The 18,355-nt window shown below is 59.1% G+C and carries 13 protein-coding genes; 8 read left to right on the forward strand and 5 right to left on the reverse strand.

Annotated features, from left to right (window positions below; all coding sequences use genetic code 11):
• The first annotated feature begins 658 nt into the window (after nt 1-658).
• From E1K68_RS23495 to E1K68_RS23530, 8 genes are all read left to right on the forward strand, one after another.
• Nucleotides 659-2,062 (forward strand): polynucleotide adenylyltransferase PcnB, encoded by a 1,404-nt coding sequence (locus E1K68_RS23495; RefSeq protein WP_003194157.1) that lies wholly within the window; start codon nt 659-661, stop codon nt 2,060-2,062.
• 2 nt (nt 2,063-2,064) lie between these two features.
• On the forward strand, nt 2,065-2,550 hold the full coding sequence (gene folK / locus E1K68_RS23500) for a 2-amino-4-hydroxy-6-hydroxymethyldihydropteridine diphosphokinase (RefSeq protein ID WP_137204491.1): 486 nt from the start codon (nt 2,065-2,067) through the stop codon (nt 2,548-2,550).
• A gap of 365 nt (nt 2,551-2,915) precedes the next feature.
• Nucleotides 2,916-3,716, forward strand: coding sequence for a 3-methyl-2-oxobutanoate hydroxymethyltransferase (gene panB, locus E1K68_RS23505; RefSeq protein ID WP_003194161.1), 801 nt, complete (start codon nt 2,916-2,918; stop codon nt 3,714-3,716).
• Complete coding sequence (panC, locus tag E1K68_RS23510) at nt 3,713-4,564, forward strand: pantoate--beta-alanine ligase (protein WP_003194163.1); 852 nt, start codon at nt 3,713-3,715, stop codon at nt 4,562-4,564. The genes panB and panC overlap by 4 nt, the downstream gene beginning before the upstream one ends.
• 224 nt (nt 4,565-4,788) lie before the next feature.
• The gene (gene pgi / locus E1K68_RS23515; protein WP_003194166.1) at nt 4,789-6,453 is read left to right on the forward strand and encodes a glucose-6-phosphate isomerase; all 1,665 of its coding nucleotides are present in this window, start codon (nt 4,789-4,791) and stop codon (nt 6,451-6,453) included.
• 105 nt (nt 6,454-6,558) lie between these two features.
• Nucleotides 6,559-8,496, forward strand: coding sequence for an acetate--CoA ligase (acs, locus tag E1K68_RS23520; RefSeq protein WP_212614723.1), 1,938 nt, complete (start codon nt 6,559-6,561; stop codon nt 8,494-8,496).
• 92 nt (nt 8,497-8,588) lie between these two features.
• The gene (locus E1K68_RS23525) at nt 8,589-9,605 is read left to right on the forward strand and encodes a class I SAM-dependent methyltransferase (protein ID WP_169900235.1); all 1,017 of its coding nucleotides are present in this window, start codon (nt 8,589-8,591) and stop codon (nt 9,603-9,605) included.
• Between the two features lie 88 nt (nt 9,606-9,693).
• Nucleotides 9,694-12,606 (forward strand): DUF748 domain-containing protein, encoded by a 2,913-nt coding sequence (locus E1K68_RS23530; protein ID WP_212614724.1) that lies wholly within the window; start codon nt 9,694-9,696, stop codon nt 12,604-12,606.
• 694 nt (nt 12,607-13,300) lie between these two features.
• Here E1K68_RS23530 and E1K68_RS23535 read toward each other — a convergent pair.
• The 5 genes from E1K68_RS23535 to rbfA form a co-directional block, all read right to left on the reverse strand.
• On the reverse strand, nt 13,301-13,921 hold the full coding sequence (locus tag E1K68_RS23535) for a BON domain-containing protein (protein WP_003194178.1): 621 nt from the start codon (nt 13,919-13,921) through the stop codon (nt 13,301-13,303).
• A 295-nt stretch (nt 13,922-14,216) separates the two neighbouring features.
• On the reverse strand, nt 14,217-16,322 hold the full coding sequence (gene pnp, locus E1K68_RS23540) for a polyribonucleotide nucleotidyltransferase (protein ID WP_003194180.1): 2,106 nt from the start codon (nt 16,320-16,322) through the stop codon (nt 14,217-14,219).
• Between the two features lie 196 nt (nt 16,323-16,518).
• Nucleotides 16,519-16,788 carry a 30S ribosomal protein S15 gene (gene rpsO / locus E1K68_RS23545; protein WP_003177875.1) on the reverse strand — a complete coding sequence of 90 codons (270 nt, stop codon included), beginning with the start codon at nt 16,786-16,788 and terminating at the stop codon, nt 16,519-16,521.
• 159 nt (nt 16,789-16,947) lie between these two features.
• Nucleotides 16,948-17,865 carry a tRNA pseudouridine(55) synthase TruB gene (gene truB / locus E1K68_RS23550; RefSeq protein ID WP_003176136.1) on the reverse strand — a complete coding sequence of 306 codons (918 nt, stop codon included), beginning with the start codon at nt 17,863-17,865 and terminating at the stop codon, nt 16,948-16,950.
• Nucleotides 17,866-17,868: 3 nt separating this feature from the next.
• Nucleotides 17,869-18,264 (reverse strand): 30S ribosome-binding factor RbfA, encoded by a 396-nt coding sequence (gene rbfA, locus E1K68_RS23555; protein WP_003176137.1) that lies wholly within the window; start codon nt 18,262-18,264, stop codon nt 17,869-17,871.
• Between the last annotated feature and the right edge of the window lie 91 nt (nt 18,265-18,355).

The raw sequence follows: 18,355 nt of genomic DNA on the forward strand, positions 1-18,355 counted from the left end.
ACTGTTACCGCTGACTTTTCACGTAACAAAAGCCGGGGCTTACGGTAACGAAGCCCCGGCTTTTTTTTGGCCCTCAAACCGGCGAAACCAGCCCAACCCCCCGGTTTTGCTGGGCGGCACAAAAGTTGGCACGCACCCTGCTATATGCTTAGTACAAAAACAATAACAAGCTTTGTACAAGACAATAAAAATAAGACGAATCGACTCACGCATAACAAAAACAACACGGCGGAGGCGCAGCTAACTGATTCTTTTGGAGAGGCGTTGCATTTGGGGCTTGCCCCGCAACCAGGCCGAGAACAACAAAAACTGCCCTAAGGCAGAGCCTGAACTGGTTGGATCGTAGATCAGCAACACAGCGACCAAAGCAATCCGTTTGCTCTTGACTCCCGATTGGGAGTGTCATGAAGGTGAAGCTTTATGGCGAGGGCGATCAACAAAAACAAGAAGCCCGACATCAATAATAAAAATAGAGCACGCAACTACTTCTGGGGGAGCTTCGGCTCCCCTTGTAGTTTCCGGGATTTGACCTTCAAACGCTTATGGCGCAATGCCTTTAGCTTGTTCCTACACCATCCCCCGACTAAATGCTAGAATCCCCGCCCATCATGCGGTCATTCTTCGTTATGGCCGAACATTCCTTCAAACAGTGCATCCCATGCTGAAGAAGTTGTTCCAGTCATTCCGTTCTCCCTTGCGTCGAACGCAACACAAACGCAGCACGCCTGAAGTGCTCAATAGCAGCCAGCATTCGCTGCAGCGCGCTCAATTCAGCCGTTATGCAGTGAACATCGTCGAACGTTTGCAGAACGCCGGCTACCAGGCCTACCTGGTGGGTGGCTGCGTACGCGACATGTTGCTCAACATCACGCCCAAGGATTTCGACGTTGCCACCAGCGCCACGCCTGAACAAGTGCGCGCCGAGTTTCGTAATGCACGAATCATCGGCCGGCGCTTCAAGCTGGTGCATATCCACTTTGGTCGCGAAATCATCGAGGTCGCGACCTTCCGCGCCGGTCACCCGCAAAACGATGAAGAGGAAGACACCAACCAGTCTTCCCGCAACGAGAGCGGGCGCATCCTGCGCGATAACGTCTATGGCACTTTGGAAGAGGACGCGCAACGCCGCGACTTCACCATCAACGCCTTGTATTACGACCCGGTCAGCGAGCGCATCCTCGATTACGCCAACGGCGTACACGACATTCGCAACAATCTGATCCGCCTGATCGGCGACCCGACGCAGCGCTATCAGGAAGACCCGGTGCGCATGCTGCGCGCCGTGCGATTCGCGGCAAAGCTCAACTTCGGCATCGAAAAGCACACCGCCGCGCCAATTCGCGAACTGGCGCCGATGCTGCGGGAAATCCCCTCGGCGCGCCTGTTTGAGGAAGTGCTCAAGCTGTTCCTTTCGGGCTACGCCGCCGACACCTTTGAAATGCTCGTCGATCTGCAGTTGTTCGACCCGCTGTTCCCGGCCAGCGCCGAGGCCCTGGAGTACAACCCGACGTACACCCACACCTTGATCAGCGAGGCCTTGATCAACACCGACCTGCGCATCAAGCAGAACAAGCCGGTGACCCCGGCGTTCCTGTTTGCTGCCTTGTTGTGGCCGGCCCTGCCCAAACGCGTACTGCGCTTGCAGGACCGTGGCATGCCGCCGATCCCGGCCATGCAGGAAGCGGCTCACGAGCTGATCGCCGAACAGTGCCAACGCATCGCCATCCCCAAACGTTTCACCATGCCGATCCGCGAAATCTGGGACATGCAGGAGCGCCTGCCACGCCGCAGCGGCAAGCGCGCCGATCTGTTGCTGGACAACCCGCGCTTCCGTGCCGGCTACGACTTCCTGCTGCTACGTGAAAGCGCCGGCGAGCAGACCGATGGCCTGGGCGAATGGTGGACCGATTATCAGGACGCCAATGACAGCCAGCGCCGCGAGATGATTCGTGAACTGGGCAGCAAAGGCGATAGCGCCGGCGAAGGCCCGAAAAAGCGTCGCCGCAGCGGCACCAAGCGTAAACGCAGCAGTGCCGATGCCTCGGGCGCTGCGGGCGAATAAACATGGAACGTATCTACATCGGCATGGGCAGCAACCTGGCTGCCCCGCACCAACAATTGCGCAGCGCGATCCAGGCGCTGGCGCAACTGCCTGGCTCCCACCTCGCTGGGGTGTCCGCTTTCTACCAAAGCGATTCATTGCTGCCGGGCCAGCCGCGCTACACCAACGCCGTTGCGGCGCTGGACAGCCACCTGGCGCCATTGGACCTGCTCGATGCGCTGCAAACCATCGAGAACGATCAGGGGCGCGAACGCCTGGAACGCTGGGGCCCACGCACCTTGGACCTGGATATCCTGCTGTTCGGTGATCGCCTGATCGACGAGCCGCGCCTGAAAGTGCCGCACTACCAGATGCATGTGCGCGCGTTTGTGCTGTATCCGTTGGCTGAGCTGGCGCCAGCCGACCTGCATCTGCCTGACGGCCAGCGTTTAAGCGACCTGCTCAGCGCCTGCCCGTTCGTCGGCCTGGAACGCCTCCCGCAAGAATGACTCGGTCAATGTGGGAGCTGGCTTGCCTGCGATGCAAGCGACTCGGTGTATCAGCCACACCGAGTTGATGCCATCGCAGGCAAGCCAGCTCCCACATTGGATATTCAGTGCGGCCCAAACCCGTGCTCAACTTGCTGAATCGCGTCAGTAACAGCGGTAACACCGCCATCGTAACAATGCGGTAACACATCCAATTGACTTCCCGTGTCCTCCTCACGACTATAGGCGTCCCGCTGCCGCCAACCCGGCGCGACAGGGCGCAATCCAGGCCTTATAAGCACTGCTTTCAAGACAGTGCGCCTGTATAAACGAAGACTCACGCGCGTTACTCGCTGTTTCCAAGCGCCTGAACGAGGACCCTTTTCATGCCAGACATTACCCTGACCACCTTGCAGAGCCTCAAGCTCAAAGGTGAAAAAATCACCATGCTGACCTGCTATGACGCCACTTTCGCCCACGCCAGCTGCCAGGCTGGCGTCGAAGTGCTGCTGGTGGGCGACTCCCTGGGCATGGTTCTTCAAGGGAATGACAGCACGCTGCCCGTGACCACCGATGAACTGGCCTACCACACCGCCAGCGTCAAGCGTGGCAACGATGGCGCCTTTATCATCGCGGACCTGCCGTTCATGGGTTACGCCACTCTTGAGCAAACCTTCCTGAACGCCGGCAAGCTGATGCAGGCCGGCGCGCACATGATCAAAGTCGAAGGTGCGGTGTGGCTGGCCGAGTCGATCCGGCTGCTGGCCGAGCGCGGTGTGCCGGTATGTGCGCACATGGGCCTGACGCCGCAGTCGGTGAATATCCTCGGTGGCTACAAGGTCCAGGGCCGCAATGAAGCCCAGGCCCGCCAGATGCGCGCCGATGCCATCGCCCTGGAACAAGCCGGTGCTGCGATGATTCTGCTGGAGTGCGTGCCGAGCGAACTGGCTGCCGAAATCACCCAGGCTGTCAAAGTGCCCGTGATCGGAATTGGTGCCGGTGCAGCCACCGATGGCCAGGTGCTGGTATTGCACGACATGCTCGGCCTGTCGATCACCGGCCACGTGCCGAAGTTCGTGAAGAACTTCATGGCCGGCCAGGACAGCATCCACGCCGCCCTGAGCGCCTACGTCAGCGAAGTGAAAAACGTGACGTTCCCAAGCGTTGAACACGGATTCTCGGCATGAACACCGTTAAAACCGTCCGCGAACTGCGGGCTGCCGTAACCCACGCCCGCAGCGCCGGCAAGCGCATCGGCTTTGTGCCCACCATGGGCAACCTGCACAGCGGCCACGCCACCCTGGTGACCAAGGCCGCACAGCAAGCGGATTTTGTGGTGGCGAGCATTTTCGTCAACCCGCTGCAATTCGGCGCTGGCGAAGATCTGGACAAATACCCACGCACATTGGCCGCCGACCAGGAAAAGCTCCTGCAGGCCGGTTGCAACCTGCTGTTCGCGCCCACGGTCGAGGAAATGTACCCCGATGGCATGAACGGTCAGACCCGTGTCAGCGTGCCACAGCTGTCCGAAGGCTTGTGCGGCGCCAGCCGCCCAGGGCACTTCGAAGGTGTAGCCACGGTGGTCAGCAAGCTGTTCAACATGGTCCAGCCGGACATGGCCGTATTTGGCCAGAAGGACTACCAGCAGTTGGCGGTGATCCGCGCCATGGTCCGCGACCTGAACATGCCGATCCAGATCATCGGCGAGCCCACCGTGCGCGCCGAGGACGGCCTTGCGCTGTCATCACGCAACGGCTACCTCACCGAGGAGCAACGGGCGGTTGCGCCAGTGCTGTACCGCGCGCTCAGCCAGATCGCCACGGCCATCAAAGGCGGTGATCATGATTTCGCCAGACTGCGCGCCGAGCACATCCAGCAGATTGAAGCCGCAGGGCTGCGCATGGACTACCTGGAAGTGCGCCAAGGCGTGCATCTGCGCCCGGCCACGGCTGAAGATCGTGATGTGGTGATCCTGGTCGCCGCTTACCTGGGGGCGACGCGCCTCATCGATAACCTGCACCTGAACCTCGCCTGACCCCGCTTTACCCTCAACCTGTTGCCCCGACGGCTGTGCCGGTATAAAAAAGTACCGGCCACAGCGCAGACAAAGCCAAGACATATCCACACGCTAGGTTTAATGTAACTGCCCTGCGCTATGGTTAGCGCTGTCTGGAACCCAATCCTTGTTATAAGACTGGATGTTCCGGGCTTTGAAGTGTCCTAAAGGCAGTCCCCGTAATAAAAAGGAAACCCGCAGCGATGGCGTACTACCGCACCCCTCATGACGTTACCGCGCTGCCCGCCTGGCAAGCGCTTGTTCAACATCGCCAAGCCATGCAGGATTTCAGCATGCGCGAGGCGTTCAATGCCGATCCTCAGCGTTTTTCCCAGTTCACCTTGAGCAGCTGCGGACTTTTCCTCGATTACTCGAAAAACCTGATCACCAGCGAAACCCGCGACCTGCTGGTGGGCCTGGCCAAGGAAGTCAATCTCAAGGCGGCAATCGACGCGCAGTACGCTGGCGAACCGGTCAACTCCTCCGAAGGCCGCCCTGCCCTGCACACCGCCCTGCGCCGCCCGGTGGGCGACAAGCTGTCGGTCAACGGCGTGAACATCATGCCGGACGTGCACAAAGTGCTGAACCAGATCACTGACCTGGTCGGCCGTATCCACGACGGCCTGTGGCGTGGCTACACCGAGAAGCCGATCACCGACGTGGTAAACATTGGCATCGGTGGCTCGTTCCTCGGCCCGGAGCTGGTCTCCGAGGCCTTGCTGTCCTATGCCCACAAAGGCGTGCGTTGCCACTACCTGGCGAACATCGACGGCAGTGAGTTCCACGAACTGACCATGAAGTTGCGCGCCGAGACCACGCTGTTTATCGTCTCGTCCAAATCCTTCAACACCCTGGAAACCCTGAAAAACGCCCAGGCCGCCCGCGCCTGGTACCTGGCCCAGGGGGGCTCGGAAGCCGAGCTGTATCGCCACTTCATCGCCGTCTCGAGCAACAATGCCGCGGCCGTGGCCTTTGGTATCCGTGAAGAGAACATTTTCCCGATGTGGGACTGGGTCGGTGGGCGCTACTCGCTGTGGTCTGCCATCGGCTTGCCAATTGCCCTGGCTATCGGCATGTCCAACTTCAAGGAACTGCTGTCGGGTGCCTACACCATGGACCAGCACTTCCTGAACGCGCCGTTCGAAGCCAACATGCCCGTGCTGCTGGGCTTGCTGGGCGTGTGGTACGGCAACTTCTGGGGTGCGCAGAGCCATGCGATCCTGCCGTACGACCATTACCTGCGTAACATCACCAAACATTTGCAGCAGCTGGACATGGAATCCAACGGCAAGAGCGTGCGCCAGGACGGCACGCCCGTGTCCACCGATACCGGCCCGGTGATCTGGGGCGGCGTGGGCTGCAACGGCCAGCACGCTTACCACCAGTTGCTGCACCAAGGGACTCAATTGATCCCGGCCGACTTCATCGTGCCGATCGTCAGTTTCAACCCGGTGTCCGACCACCATCAGTGGCTGTACGCCAACTGCCTGTCCCAAAGCCAGGCACTGATGCTCGGCAAGACCCGCAGCGAGGCCGAAGCCGAGTTGCGTGAGAAGGGCCTGCCGGAAGCCGAAGTACAGAAGCTGGCACCGCACAAGGTGATCCCAGGCAACCGTCCGAGCAATACCCTGGTGGTCGAGCGCATCAGCCCGCGCCGCCTGGGTGCGCTGGTGGCGATGTATGAGCACAAGGTGTTCGTGCAGAGCGTGGTGTGGGGCATCAATGCCTTCGACCAATGGGGCGTTGAACTGGGCAAGGAGCTGGGCAAAGGCGTGTACAACCGCCTGACCGGCGCCGAAGAAACCTTGGCCGAAGATGCTTCGACCCAGGGCCTGATCAACTACTTCCGCGGTCGTCACCGCGGCTGAGGCCGTTCATTCAAGGCCACCGTCCGTTTGGACGTTGGCCTTGAACCCTCTTGCCTCAGGGTGCATCTTTATGACTTGTCGCAAAAACAAGAATAAGGAGCGCTCATGTTCGATATCAGCACCTTTCCCACCGCCGATGCCGTCCGCCGGGCTGCACAACTGCGTCAAGAGGACTACCAGCGCCTCTATCGCCAATCTATCGACCAGCCAGACACCTTCTGGGCCGAACAGGCCAAGGGCTTTCTCGACTGGATAAAACCCTGGCACAGCGTCCAGCAGTCAGACATCCACACCGGTGCCGCCCAATGGTTTGCCGGTGGTCAGTTGAATGTCAGCTACAACTGCATCGACCGCCACCTGGCGCAGCGCGCCGATCAGCCGGCCTTCATCTGGGAAGGCGATGATCCGTCAAAATCCTGCACGATTACTTACCGTCAACTGCACCAAAACGTCAGCCGCCTGGCCAACGTCTTGAAAAGCCGTGGCGTGAACAAAGGTGATCGCGTGTGTATCTACATGCCGATGATCCCCGAAGCGGCCTACGCCATGCTGGCCTGCACGCGAATAGGGGCGGTGCACTCGGTGGTGTTCGGGGGTTTCTCTCCTGACGCCCTGCGCGACCGCATTCTCGACGCCGATTGCCGCACCGTGATCACCGCCGACGAAGGCGTACGCGGTGGCAAACCCGTGGCGCTGAAACAGAACGTCGACAAAGCCCTGGCCAGTTGCCCGAACGTCAGCACCGTGCTGGTCGTCGAGCGCACCGGAGCGAGCGTGACTTGGCACGAAGGCCGCGACCTCAAGTACCAAGCCGCCCTGGACGCCGCCAGCGACAACTGCCCACCCGAGCCGATGGACGCCGAAGACCCACTGTTCATCCTCTATACCTCCGGCAGCACCGGCAAACCCAAAGGCGTGCTGCACACCACGGCTGGCTATCTGCTGCAAGCGGCGATGACCTTCAAGTACGTGCTCGATTACCAAGAAGGCGAAGTGTTCTGGTGCACCGCCGACGTGGGCTGGGTCACCGGCCACAGCTATATCGTCTATGGCCCGCTGGCCAATGGCGCCACCTCGCTGATGTTCGAAGGCGTGCCGAGTTATCCGGACAGTTCGCGTTTCTGGCAGGTCATCGATAAACACCAGGTGAATATCTTCTACACCGCGCCCACCGCCCTGCGTGCCCTGATGCGTGAAGGCAACGGCCCGTTGCAGAGCACATCCCGCGCCAGCCTGCGCCTGCTGGGCAGCGTGGGTGAGCCGATCAACCCGGAAGCCTGGGACTGGTATTTCAACGCCGTCGGCGAACAGCGCTGCCCGATTGTCGATACCTGGTGGCAGACCGAAACCGGCGGCATCATGCTCAGCCCGCTGGTCAGCGCCCAGCGCATCAAACCGGGCTGTGCTACCCAGCCCATGTTCGGCGTACAACCGGTGTTGCTCGATGAACAGGGCAAGGAAATCAGTGGCGCCGGCAGTGGCGTCCTGGCGATCAAGGCCAGCTGGCCGGGGCAGATTCGCAGCGTCTACGGCGACCCGCAACGCATGATCGACACCTACTTCAAGCCCTACCCCGGCTACTACTTCACCGGGGATGGCGCACGGCGCGATGAAGACGGCGACTACTGGATCACCGGGCGCATCGACGATGTGATCAACGTCTCGGGCCATCGCATCGGCACCGCCGAGGTGGAAAGTGCCCTGGTGCTGCATGACCAGGTCGCCGAAGCCGCTGTGGTGGGCTATCCCCACGACGTCAAAGGCCAGGGCATTTACGCGTTTGTCACCCCCATGAATGGCGTCGAACCCAGCGACGAATTGAAAAAGCACCTGCTGGAGTTGGTCAGCAAGGAGATTGGCAGCTTCGCCAAACCGGAACTGATCCAATGGGCGCCTGCCCTGCCGAAAACCCGCTCTGGCAAGATCATGCGGCGCATCTTGCGCAAGATCGCCTGCAACGAACTGGGCAGCCTGGGCGACACCTCAACCCTGGCCGACCCCAGCGTGGTGGACGGTTTGATCGACAAACGCCTCAACCGGTAGCGCCAGGATAATCCCCGGCCTGTGCAGGCCGGGGTTAGCTGTTAAACTTCGCGCCCCCTTTTTCTTATTCATCTGCAAGCAAGGCGCGCTCCATGACTCCCTTGAATCAGGCGCTGCGCGCCGCCCTCGATCACCGCCAAGACCTGATCAACACGCTGCACAGCCAGGGTACGGACTGCTATCGGCTGTTCCACGGCAGCCAGGAAGGCGCCGGCGGCTTGACCATCGACCGCTACGGTCCGCAATTGCTGGTACAAAGCTTCCACCAGTCCCTGGAAACGGCAGACCTGCTGGACCTGCACCAACTGATCAACCAGTACATGGGCCTGGAATTGTTGCTGGTGTACAACGACCGTGCCCGCGGCAACTCACGCATCGACCGCGAAGACACGGTGTACCGCGCAGAGCCTGGCGCATTGGAAGATCTGGTCGGCCACGAGTGGGGCCTCAATTACCGTGTGCGTGGGCGCCACGCCGGGCAAGACCCATTGCTGTTCCTCGACCTGCGTAACACCCGGGGCTGGGTCAAGGACAACAGCGCCGGCAAAAGCGTGCTAAACCTGTTCGCCTATACCTGCGGCGTCGGTTTGAGCGCGGCAGCAGGCGGCGCACGCGAGGTGTGCAACCTGGATTTTGCCGAGGGCAACCTGGCGGTGGGGCGTGAAAACGGCCAACTCAACCCGCAGTTGCCGAGCATGGAGTTTGTGCAGTCCGATTACTTCCCGGCGATTCGCCAATTGGCGGGCCTGCCGATCACCCAGCGTCGCGGGCAGAAGCTGCCGAGCTATCCGCGCCTGGAACAGCGCCAGTACGACTTGGTACTGCTCGATCCTCCCGCTTGGGCCAAGAGCGCTTTCGGCACCGTCGATTTGTTGCGCGACTATCAAAGCTTGCTCAAACCCGCACTGCTGGCCACCGCCGACAATGGCGTGCTGATTTGCTGCAACAACCTGGCAAAAGTCAGCATGGAGGACTGGCGTGAGCAGGTGCTGCGCTGCGCGGAAAAAGCCGGGCGCCCGATACGCGAGTGGCAAGTGATGACACCTGGGGCCGACTTTCCTTCCAGGGACCAACAGCCTCCGTTGAAGACCCTGATCCTGCATTTGTAGGAAGTTTCCCAGCGCCCACGGTTCTTCGGAACCGAATTCCCGTGCCATACTCCAAGGCACTCTCGTTCGACATAGATGGCGTTCACCCATGCCCAAAGGATTGATCCGCGCCGTAGGCGCCTTGTTGACCGCCCTTGCTTTGTACAGCTTGCTGGGCTTTCTGATATTACCCGGCATCGCCCTTCGCATTGCCAACCAACAGTTGGCCAACTACGCCACAGTGCCGGCGCGAATCGAGCGCATCGAGCTCAACCCCTTCAGCCTGGAACTGACGTTGTGGGGACTGAAGATTGGTGAGCCGGGCAAAGAGCAAGTGGGTTTCGAACGCCTCTACGCCAACCTGCAGATCGACAGCCTCTGGACCCGCGCCCTGCACCTGGCCGATGTGCAACTGGACAAGCCCAAGACCGAACTGCTGTTCGACAAGTCCGGCCAACTGAACCTGGCGCAGCTGTTCAAATTGCCACCGAGCGAGCCAACCCCGGCCGATCCTGATGCCAAGCCGTTCCCACTGCGTATCGACAGCATCAAGCTGGCGGGCGGTAACCTGCACTTCCAGGACCTGCGCCCCAGCGAGCCTATCGAATTCCTCTACGACGCGCTCGACTTCGAGCTGAAAAACCTCAGCACCTTGCCTGACGACAATGCCGACATGACCCTGGTCGCTGCGGGCCCCGAAGGGGGTCAGATCGACTGGAAAGGCAATTTCAGCCTGGTACCGATCACCTCCGAAGGCACCTTGAAGGTTACCGACGGCAAGATGAAAGCGTGGTGGCCGTATGTACGTGACGCACTGCCACTGGTGCTGGAAGACGGGGTGCTCAACTTCAGCACTGACTACAAATTCAGCCTGGCCAAAGAAACCGAGCTGAACCTGACCAACACCGCCGCCAGCATCGCCCCCTTTGCTATCAAGGCCCCCGATGGCCGGCCACTGGCACGCCTGGAGCGCCTGGACGTCAGCGAAACCACGGTAGACCTGGCCAAGCAGCAGGTCATTGTCGGCAAGATCCGCAGCAACAAGCTGGAAACCTGGGCCGCCCGGGAGGCCGATGGTCAACTGGATTGGCAGAAACTGTTCGCCAGCCAACCGAGCAAACCGGCCAAGGCACCGGAGCCAGCCGCTGCCGACGCGCCTTCGGCGGCCCCGAGCAAGCCGTGGCAAGTGCTGCTCAAGGATGTGCAACTGCGTAACTATCAGGTGCACCTGGCAGACCGCCAGGTAAAACCTGCGGTCGCGCTGGAACTGGGCCCGTTGAATGTCGACGTACAGAACTTCGACAGCCTCAACCAGAGCCCCTTTGCCTTGAAGATCGACACCGGCCTGGGCAAACAAGGCAAGATCCAGGCAACCGGCGAGGTTAACCTCAACCCCGTCAGCGCCAAGCTGAAAGTGAACACCCAGGACATCGACCTGCGGGTCGCCCAGGCCTATATCAGCCCGTTTATTCGCCTGGAATTGCGCAGCGGCATGCTGGGCAGCAACCTGGACGTGAACCTCAAAAGCACCGAGCCACTGGCCCTTCAGGTCACCGGCCGCGCTCAGGTTGACCAGTTGCATACCCTGGACACCCTCAAGACCCGCGACTTCCTAAAATGGCAGCGCCTGGTGCTCGAAGGCGTGAATTACCAGCACGGCCAAAGCCTGTCGATCGACAAGGTCAACTTGTTGCAGCCGTATGCGCGCTTCATGATCAACGAAGATCGCACCACCAACATCGACGACCTGCTGATCCCGCAGCCCGCCGACAGCGGCAGCAAGTCGGCCGCCAAACCTGCCGCCAGTAACGACAAGCCCTTGGGCATTCATATCGGCCAGATCGCGATCAACGACGGTTCGGCCAACTTTGCCGACTTTAGCCTCACGCCCAACTTTGCCACCGCGATTCAACAGCTCAACGGCCAGATTGGCACCATCGACAGCCGCCAGGCCAAACCGGCCAGCGTCGACATCAAGGGCAAGGTGGACCGTTACGCGCCAGTGACGATCAAAGGCAGCGTGAACCCGTTTGACCCGATGGCCGCGTTGGACATCGCCACCAGCTTCAAGCGTGTCGAGTTGACCAACCTGACACCTTACTCGGGCAAGTTCGCAGGCTTCCGCATCCGCAAGGGCCGCCTGAATCTCGATCTGCACTACGTGATCACCAAAGGCCAGTTGAAGGCTGAAAACAAAGTGGTGGTCGAGCAACTGCAATTGGGTGAAAAAGTCGACAGCTCCGATGCCGTCGACTTACCGATTCGCCTGGCTGTCGCCCTGCTCAAGGACTCCGACGGCAAGATCTCCATCGAACTGCCGGTAAGCGGCGACCTGAACAACCCGCAATTCAGCGTGATGCCGATTGTGTGGCAGACCCTGCGTAACCTCGTGGTGCGCGCGGCAACCGCGCCCTTCAAGTTCATTGGCGGGCTGGTCACCGGTGGCGGCTCTGAAGACTTGGGTAATGTGTCGTTCGCCGCAGGCTCCAGTGAGCTGAACAAAGACGCCGAAGGCGCTCTGAACACCCTGGCCAAGGCGCTGAAAGAACGCCCTGCCCTGCGCCTGGAAATTGAAGGCACAGCCGCTGCCAGCAGCGACGGGCCGTTCCTGGCCGCACAGCGACTGGAACGTGAATACCAATACAACTATTACAAGATCCTCCAGCGCCGCGGCGACAAAGTCCCGGCCCAGGCCTCATTGCTTGAAGTACCAGAGAAGGAAAAAGCGCCATTGCTGGAAGGCATCTACCGCACCCGTCTCAAACAGCAACCCCCGGCCGAATGGAAAGACCTGGGCAGCGATGAGCGCTCGGCGAAGCTCAAGGACGGTGTGATCAAGTTCTGGAGTGGCAGTGACGTGCTACTGCGCCAGCTGGGGCAGGACCGAGCCAGCACTATCAAGGACTACCTGGTAGACAAGGGCCAGTTGGAAGACGACCGCGTGTATTTCATCGATGCGCAGTTGGGGCAGGCCGAGAAAGATGGCCGCGTGATCACGCCAATGCACCTGGATGCTGAGTAACTTCTAAGCACCGCCCACCTAACGTGGAAGCTGGCTTGCCTGCGATAGCATCACCTCGGTGCAACTGAATGACCGAGGTGCCCGCATCGCAGCATAAGTATCTACACAATTTTGTAGGTTGTAGCAGCCGACGGTAACCACGATGCGAAGCGAGTCGCTCTTGCTCTTGATCTTGCTCTTGATCTCAAGCGCCCCGTTAAACCACGCTGGCCGAACGCAAGCGAGGCGCCGAGTGGTGGGGCAAGAGCCTTTTGCTTACTTTTGGGCTCCTTTCAAAAGTGAGCCGCCGTCAGGCGGAACCCTAAGTGGCCGTTACCGCAGCAATGAATATGTACACGGTCCGACTGTATTGACTGTCAGGCCGTCTTCGCAGGCAAGCCAGCTCCCACATTTGGATCGTGGTGTGTCAGGCACATCTGCGTCGGTTGGTAGGTCGTCACGGGAGCAAGCTCCCTCGCCACAGGTTCAGCGTCGCTGCGAAGGTGTGTAGACACCTATGCGTATCGCAGGCAGCTCCCACATTTTTTTGGCCTGATTTCTGTTTCAACCCGAAATAGAACAGGCCCCGACACAAGTGCCGGGGCCTGTAATGACCACATCCGTGTGGTCGGTCGCATGAACTCCAGAGGTGCGTCAGGTGGATATCTAACTCACCCTAAGCCGCCGCTATTCAGTTCAAACGAAACGTTCAGCGTTACTCTGCTTTCAGGCCATCGGCCGAGACAGCTTTAACGCCTTTGATTTTCTTGGTGATCGCTACAGCCGTTTCTTTCTGTGCAGCAGTCACGGCGGTAGGCGACGACAGGGATACAACACCCTTGTTGGTTTCAACCTTGATGTCGGTGCCAGGAATACCTTTTTCAGTTACCAGGTCAGCCTTCACTTTGGTAGTGATCCAGGTATCGCTGGTGGTCTCTTTAGCGTCGTGGGCAGCGCCTTTGGTTTTGTCGATGCCGTCAGCCTTGGTAGCACCGCCAGCCAGCAGGCCGTCAGCAGAAACCGCAGTCACACCTTTGATTTTCTTGGTGATGGCTACAGCAGTCGCTTTTTGCGAATCCGAGATAGCTACGTCGGAGGACAGGGAAACCACACCTTTGTTGGTCTCAACCTTGATGTCCGAACCCGGAATGCCTTTTTCGGTCAGCAGGTCAGCTTTGACTTTAGTGGTGATCCAAGTATCCGAAACGCTTTCCTTAGCCTTGGTCGCTTCACCGGCCGCCAAAGTCATAGGGGCTTGGGAAGTCTGAGCAAAGGCTACGTTAGCACCCATGGCCAGGGTCAGAGCGGTAGCAGTAGCGAGAGCGAACTTCTTCATACGAGTAACTCCTGTTTTATTAAAAGTCTGCAGACGTAAACCTTCATGCTGCAGCGCTACCAGGGATATTGCAGGCAGTGTGCCAAGTCGCCGAACAGATTAAATACCTTTATAAACAATGAGTTATAGAAACAGCGTATTTTCGAAATCGTGCAACTTGCATGAAGCGCATCGGGCCTGCATGCAAGTTGCGGCTTTTGGGCAGCGCTAAACAGCTGATTCTGCTTCATTTTCTCGCACCCATAAAAAAAGGACTCCGAAGAGTCCTTTTTTTCAGCGTAAAGCCTGCGGGTGTTTAAACGCCCGAAGCCTTGGCGGCTGCTACGTCCTTGATGGACAGCTTGATACGGCCGCGGTTGTCCACGTCCAGTACCAGCACTTCCACTTCCTGGCCTTCTTTCAGAATGTCGGTCACTTTCTCAACCCGAGCATCGCTCAGCATGGAGATGTGAACCAGACCGTCTTTGCCTGGCAGGATGTTGACGAACGCGCCGAAGTCGACGATGCGCTCAACCTTGCCGACGTAGATCTTGCCGATCTCGGCTTCAGCGGTGATGCCCAGGACGCGCTGGCGTGCTGCTTCAGCCGCTTCCTTGGTTTCGCCGAAGATCTTGATCGAACCGTCGTCTTCGATGTCGATCGAAGCCTTGGTTTCTTCACAGATCGCACGGATGGTCGCGCCGCCTTTACCGATGACATCACGGATTTTGTCGGTGTCGATTTTCATCGCGATCATGGTCGGAGCATTTTCCGACAGTTCGGTGCGAGACTGACCAATGATCTGGTTCATCTGGCCGAGGATGTTCAGGCGCGCTTCCAGGGCTTGGCCCAGGGCGATTTCCATGATCTCTTCGGTGATGCCCTTGATCTTGATGTCCATCTGCAGCGCGGTCACACCTTTAGCGGTACCGGCTACTTTGAAGTCCATGTCGCCCAGGTGGTCTTCGTCACCCAGGATGTCGGTCAGGATGGCGAACTTCTCGCCTTCTTTAACCAGGCCCATGGCGATACCGGCAACCGGCGCCTTCATCGGCACACCGGCGTCCATCAGAGCGAGGGAAGCGCCGCAAACGGAAGCCATGGAGCTGGAACCGTTGGACTCAGTGATTTCCGATACAACACGGATGGTGTACGGGAACACGTCGGCGGCAGGCAGCATGGCCTGCACCGAACGACGGGCCAGACGGCCGTGACCGATTTCGCGACGACCTGCACCGCCCATACGACCACACTCGCCCACCGAGAACGGAGGGAAGTTGTAGTGCAGCATGAAGGGGTCTTTTTTCTCGCCTTCCAGGGTGTCCAGCAGTTGTGCGTCACGGGCAGTACCCAGGGTCGCAACGACCAAGGCCTGGGTTTCGCCACGGGTGAACAGCGCCGAACCGTGAGTTTTCGGCAGAACGCCGACTTCGATGTTCAGCGGACGCACGGTGCGGGTATCGCGACCGTCGATACGTGGCTTGCCGTTAACGATGTTTTCGCGAACGGTGCGGTATTCGATCTCACCGAAAGCAGCTTTGACTTCGCTGGAAGAAGGCTGGCCTTCTTCGCCGGACAGCTTGGCCACGACCTGGTCCTTCAGCTCACCCAGGCGAGCATAACGGTCGGCCTTGACGGTGATGGTGTAGGCGTCGGAGATGGCAGCGCCGAACTCGGAGCGGATAGCGCCCAGCAGTTCGGTGGCTTCCGGGGCAGCAGCCCAGGTCCAGGTTGGCTTGGCAGCTTCGGCAGCCAATTCCTTAACCGCGTTGATCACAACCTGGAACTCGTCGTGAGCAAACAGTACGGCACCCAGCATCTGGTCTTCGGTCAGCTCTTTGGCTTCCGACTCAACCATCAATACGGCTTCGGACGTACCGGCAACGACCATGTCCAGGCTCGAGGCTTTCTGTTGCTCGTAAGTCGGGTTCAGCAGGTAGCCGGTGCTTTCGTGGAACGCAACGCGGGCAGCGCCGATCGGGCCATCGAAAGGAATACCGGAGATGGCCAGGGCAGCCGAGGTACCGATCATCGCAGCGATGTCCGGATCGGTCTTCTTGCTGGTGGAAACGACGGTGCAGACAACCTGCACTTCGTTCATGAAGCCTTCTGGGAACAGCGGACGGATCGGACGGTCGATCAGTCGGGAAGTCAGGGTTTCTTTCTCGGAAGGACGGCCTTCGCGCTTGAAGAAACCGCCAGGGATCTTACCGGCAGCGTAAGTCTTTTCCTGGTAGTGAACGGACAGAGGGAAGAAGCCCTTGCTCGGGTCAGCGGTCTTGGCGCCAACAACGGTCACCAGTACGGTCACGTCGTCGTCAACGGTAACCAGCACTGCGCCGGAGGCTTGACGGGCGATACGGCCTGTCTCGAGGGTAACGGTCGACTGACCGAACTGGAATTTTTTGATAACCGGGTTCACGGTGTCCTACCTTCTTTGTGGCTCTTGGGGGAACTTGTCTTCTTGCGAAATTCTTGGGCAATGCCGGGAATCGGCCCGACGCTCGTCCAGGGAAAAAACGTGTATCCAGATAAAACTTGAGGCTGGGAGCCTACCACGGGCCAACGGGAATCCCGATGACACGCGGCAGACAACCAACCTCTAGCGCAATCGCTTATTAGCGACGCAGACCCAGGCGACCGATCAGAGTCTGATAACGACCCAGATCCTTGCCTTTCAGGTAGTCCAGCAGCTTACGGCGCTGGTTTACCATGCGGATCAGACCACGACGGGAGTGGTGGTCTTTACCGTTGGCCTTGAAGTGACCTTGCAGTTTGTTGATGTTGTGGGTCAGCAGTGCAACTTGCACTTCTGGCGAACCAGTGTCACCAACAGCTTGCTGATAGTCAGCTACGATTTGTGCTTTTTCTTGAACGTCGAGAGCCATGAGGCAATCCTTTTTTTAAGGAAACCACCCAAAGGGCAGTTTCAACAGGCCAGGGACAAATCCCTGTATCTAAAAATGAGTGTTGACCATGCCTGTTAACAGCCACACTCGTTCCAGTTTGCGTAAAAGCTACTGCGCTTTACCACAAACTGGTTCCGGTCATTCTGACCGAATCAGCCGACGCGGCGCGATGCGCCCGTCTTCGCTCACTTCACCGATACCGATAAAGCGACCGTTATGATCTTGTACTCGCACCATGCCGAACTTCGGGGCATCCGGGGCGCGTACCGGCTGGCCGTTGAGCCAGTAGAACGCGCTGTGCTCCGAAAAGTGCAGCAATGGCCAATCGAGCAAACCGCTGTCCGATGGCATCAGGAAGCGATCAACCGCTTCGTTGCCGCCTTCGGCGTGCACTGCCTCAAGCTCTTCCAGCGTGACCGTCTGGGCCAAGGTGAAAGGTCCGGCTTGTGTACGTCGCAGTTCGGCAACGTATGCGCCACAGCCAAGTTGCTCACCAATATCCTCCACCAGGGTACGGATATAGGTGCCTTTGCTGCAGTCCACGGCCAAACGGGCAGTGTCGCCTTCACAAGCGAGCAATTCCAAGCGCGCAATAGTAACAGAACGCGGTTCGCGCTCCACTACTTCGCCCGCACGTGCCAGCTTGTAAAGTGGCTGGCCATCGCGCTTGAGTGCCGAGTACATCGGCGGTATCTGACTGATTTGCCCACGAAAAGCGGGTAAGGCAGCTTCGATATCCGCACGACCAACGGTCACGTCGCGAACCTGCAAAACATCACCTTCGGCATCTGCCGTGGTGGTGGTCTTGCCCAGTTGCATCAGGGTTTCGTAACCCTTGTCGGAATCAAGCAGGTATTGCGAAAACTTGGTGGCCTCGCCAAAGCACAACGGCAATACACCGGTGGCCAATGGATCAAGGCTGCCGGTGTGCCCGGCCTTCTCGGCGTTGAGCAGCCAGCGAACCTTCTGCAACGCGGCATTGGAGGTAAAGCCAATGGGTTTGTCGAGCAGAATGATGCCACTGACGTTGCGACGAATACGTTTGACCTGAGCCACCGCTTACTCCTTGGCGTCTTCAGGTGTGGACGGATGCTGGCTGTCTTCAGCCACGGCGCGTTCGATCAGAGCCGACAGGTGCGCGCCACGCACGACGCTTTCGTCGTAGTGGAAGTGCAACTGTGGAACGCTGCGCAGCTTCATTTCACGGGCCAACTGCATACGCAGGAAACCTGCAGCAGAGTTGAGCACCTTGATGCTTTGCGCGATTTCTTCGCTGTTGTCCTGCCCCATCACGGTGATGAAGATCTTGGCGTGACCCACGTCACGGCTCACTTCAACAGCGGTAATGGTGACCAGGCCAACGCGTGGGTCTTTGACTTCGCGGCGGATCAGTTGGGCCAGCTCACGCTGCATCTGATCGCCGATACGCTGGGTACGGCTGTATTCTTTTGCCATGTCTTGTTACCTGTTACTGCCACACGGTGAAACCCGTGGGGTCTGAAAGCGGCAAACGCCCGGCCTGACAAAAGCCAGACCGGGCGTTGCG

The organism is Pseudomonas sp. B2021, assembly GCF_018135665.1.
GTDB classification, from domain to species: Bacteria; Pseudomonadota; Gammaproteobacteria; order Pseudomonadales; family Pseudomonadaceae; genus Aquipseudomonas; species Aquipseudomonas lactis.

What these genes read in the sequence shown, in the direction of transcription:
- rbfA (WP_003176137.1), bottom strand. Translation starts at nt 18,264, where the DNA reads ATGGCAAAAGAATACAGCCGTACCCAGCGTATCGGCGATCAGATGCAG.
- E1K68_RS23525 (WP_169900235.1), top strand. Translation starts at nt 8,589, where the DNA reads ATGACTCCCTTGAATCAGGCGCTGCGCGCCGCCCTCGATCACCGCCAA.
- folK (WP_137204491.1), top strand. Translation starts at nt 2,065, where the DNA reads ATGGAACGTATCTACATCGGCATGGGCAGCAACCTGGCTGCCCCGCAC.
- pgi (WP_003194166.1), top strand. Translation starts at nt 4,789, where the DNA reads ATGGCGTACTACCGCACCCCTCATGACGTTACCGCGCTGCCCGCCTGG.
- E1K68_RS23495 (WP_003194157.1), top strand. Translation starts at nt 659, where the DNA reads ATGCTGAAGAAGTTGTTCCAGTCATTCCGTTCTCCCTTGCGTCGAACG.
- rpsO (WP_003177875.1), bottom strand. Translation starts at nt 16,788, where the DNA reads ATGGCTCTCGACGTTCAAGAAAAAGCACAAATCGTAGCTGACTATCAG.
- E1K68_RS23530 (WP_212614724.1), top strand. Translation starts at nt 9,694, where the DNA reads ATGCCCAAAGGATTGATCCGCGCCGTAGGCGCCTTGTTGACCGCCCTT.
- acs (WP_212614723.1), top strand. Translation starts at nt 6,559, where the DNA reads ATGTTCGATATCAGCACCTTTCCCACCGCCGATGCCGTCCGCCGGGCT.
- panC (WP_003194163.1), top strand. Translation starts at nt 3,713, where the DNA reads ATGAACACCGTTAAAACCGTCCGCGAACTGCGGGCTGCCGTAACCCAC.
- panB (WP_003194161.1), top strand. Translation starts at nt 2,916, where the DNA reads ATGCCAGACATTACCCTGACCACCTTGCAGAGCCTCAAGCTCAAAGGT.
- E1K68_RS23535 (WP_003194178.1), bottom strand. Translation starts at nt 13,921, where the DNA reads ATGAAGAAGTTCGCTCTCGCTACTGCTACCGCTCTGACCCTGGCCATG.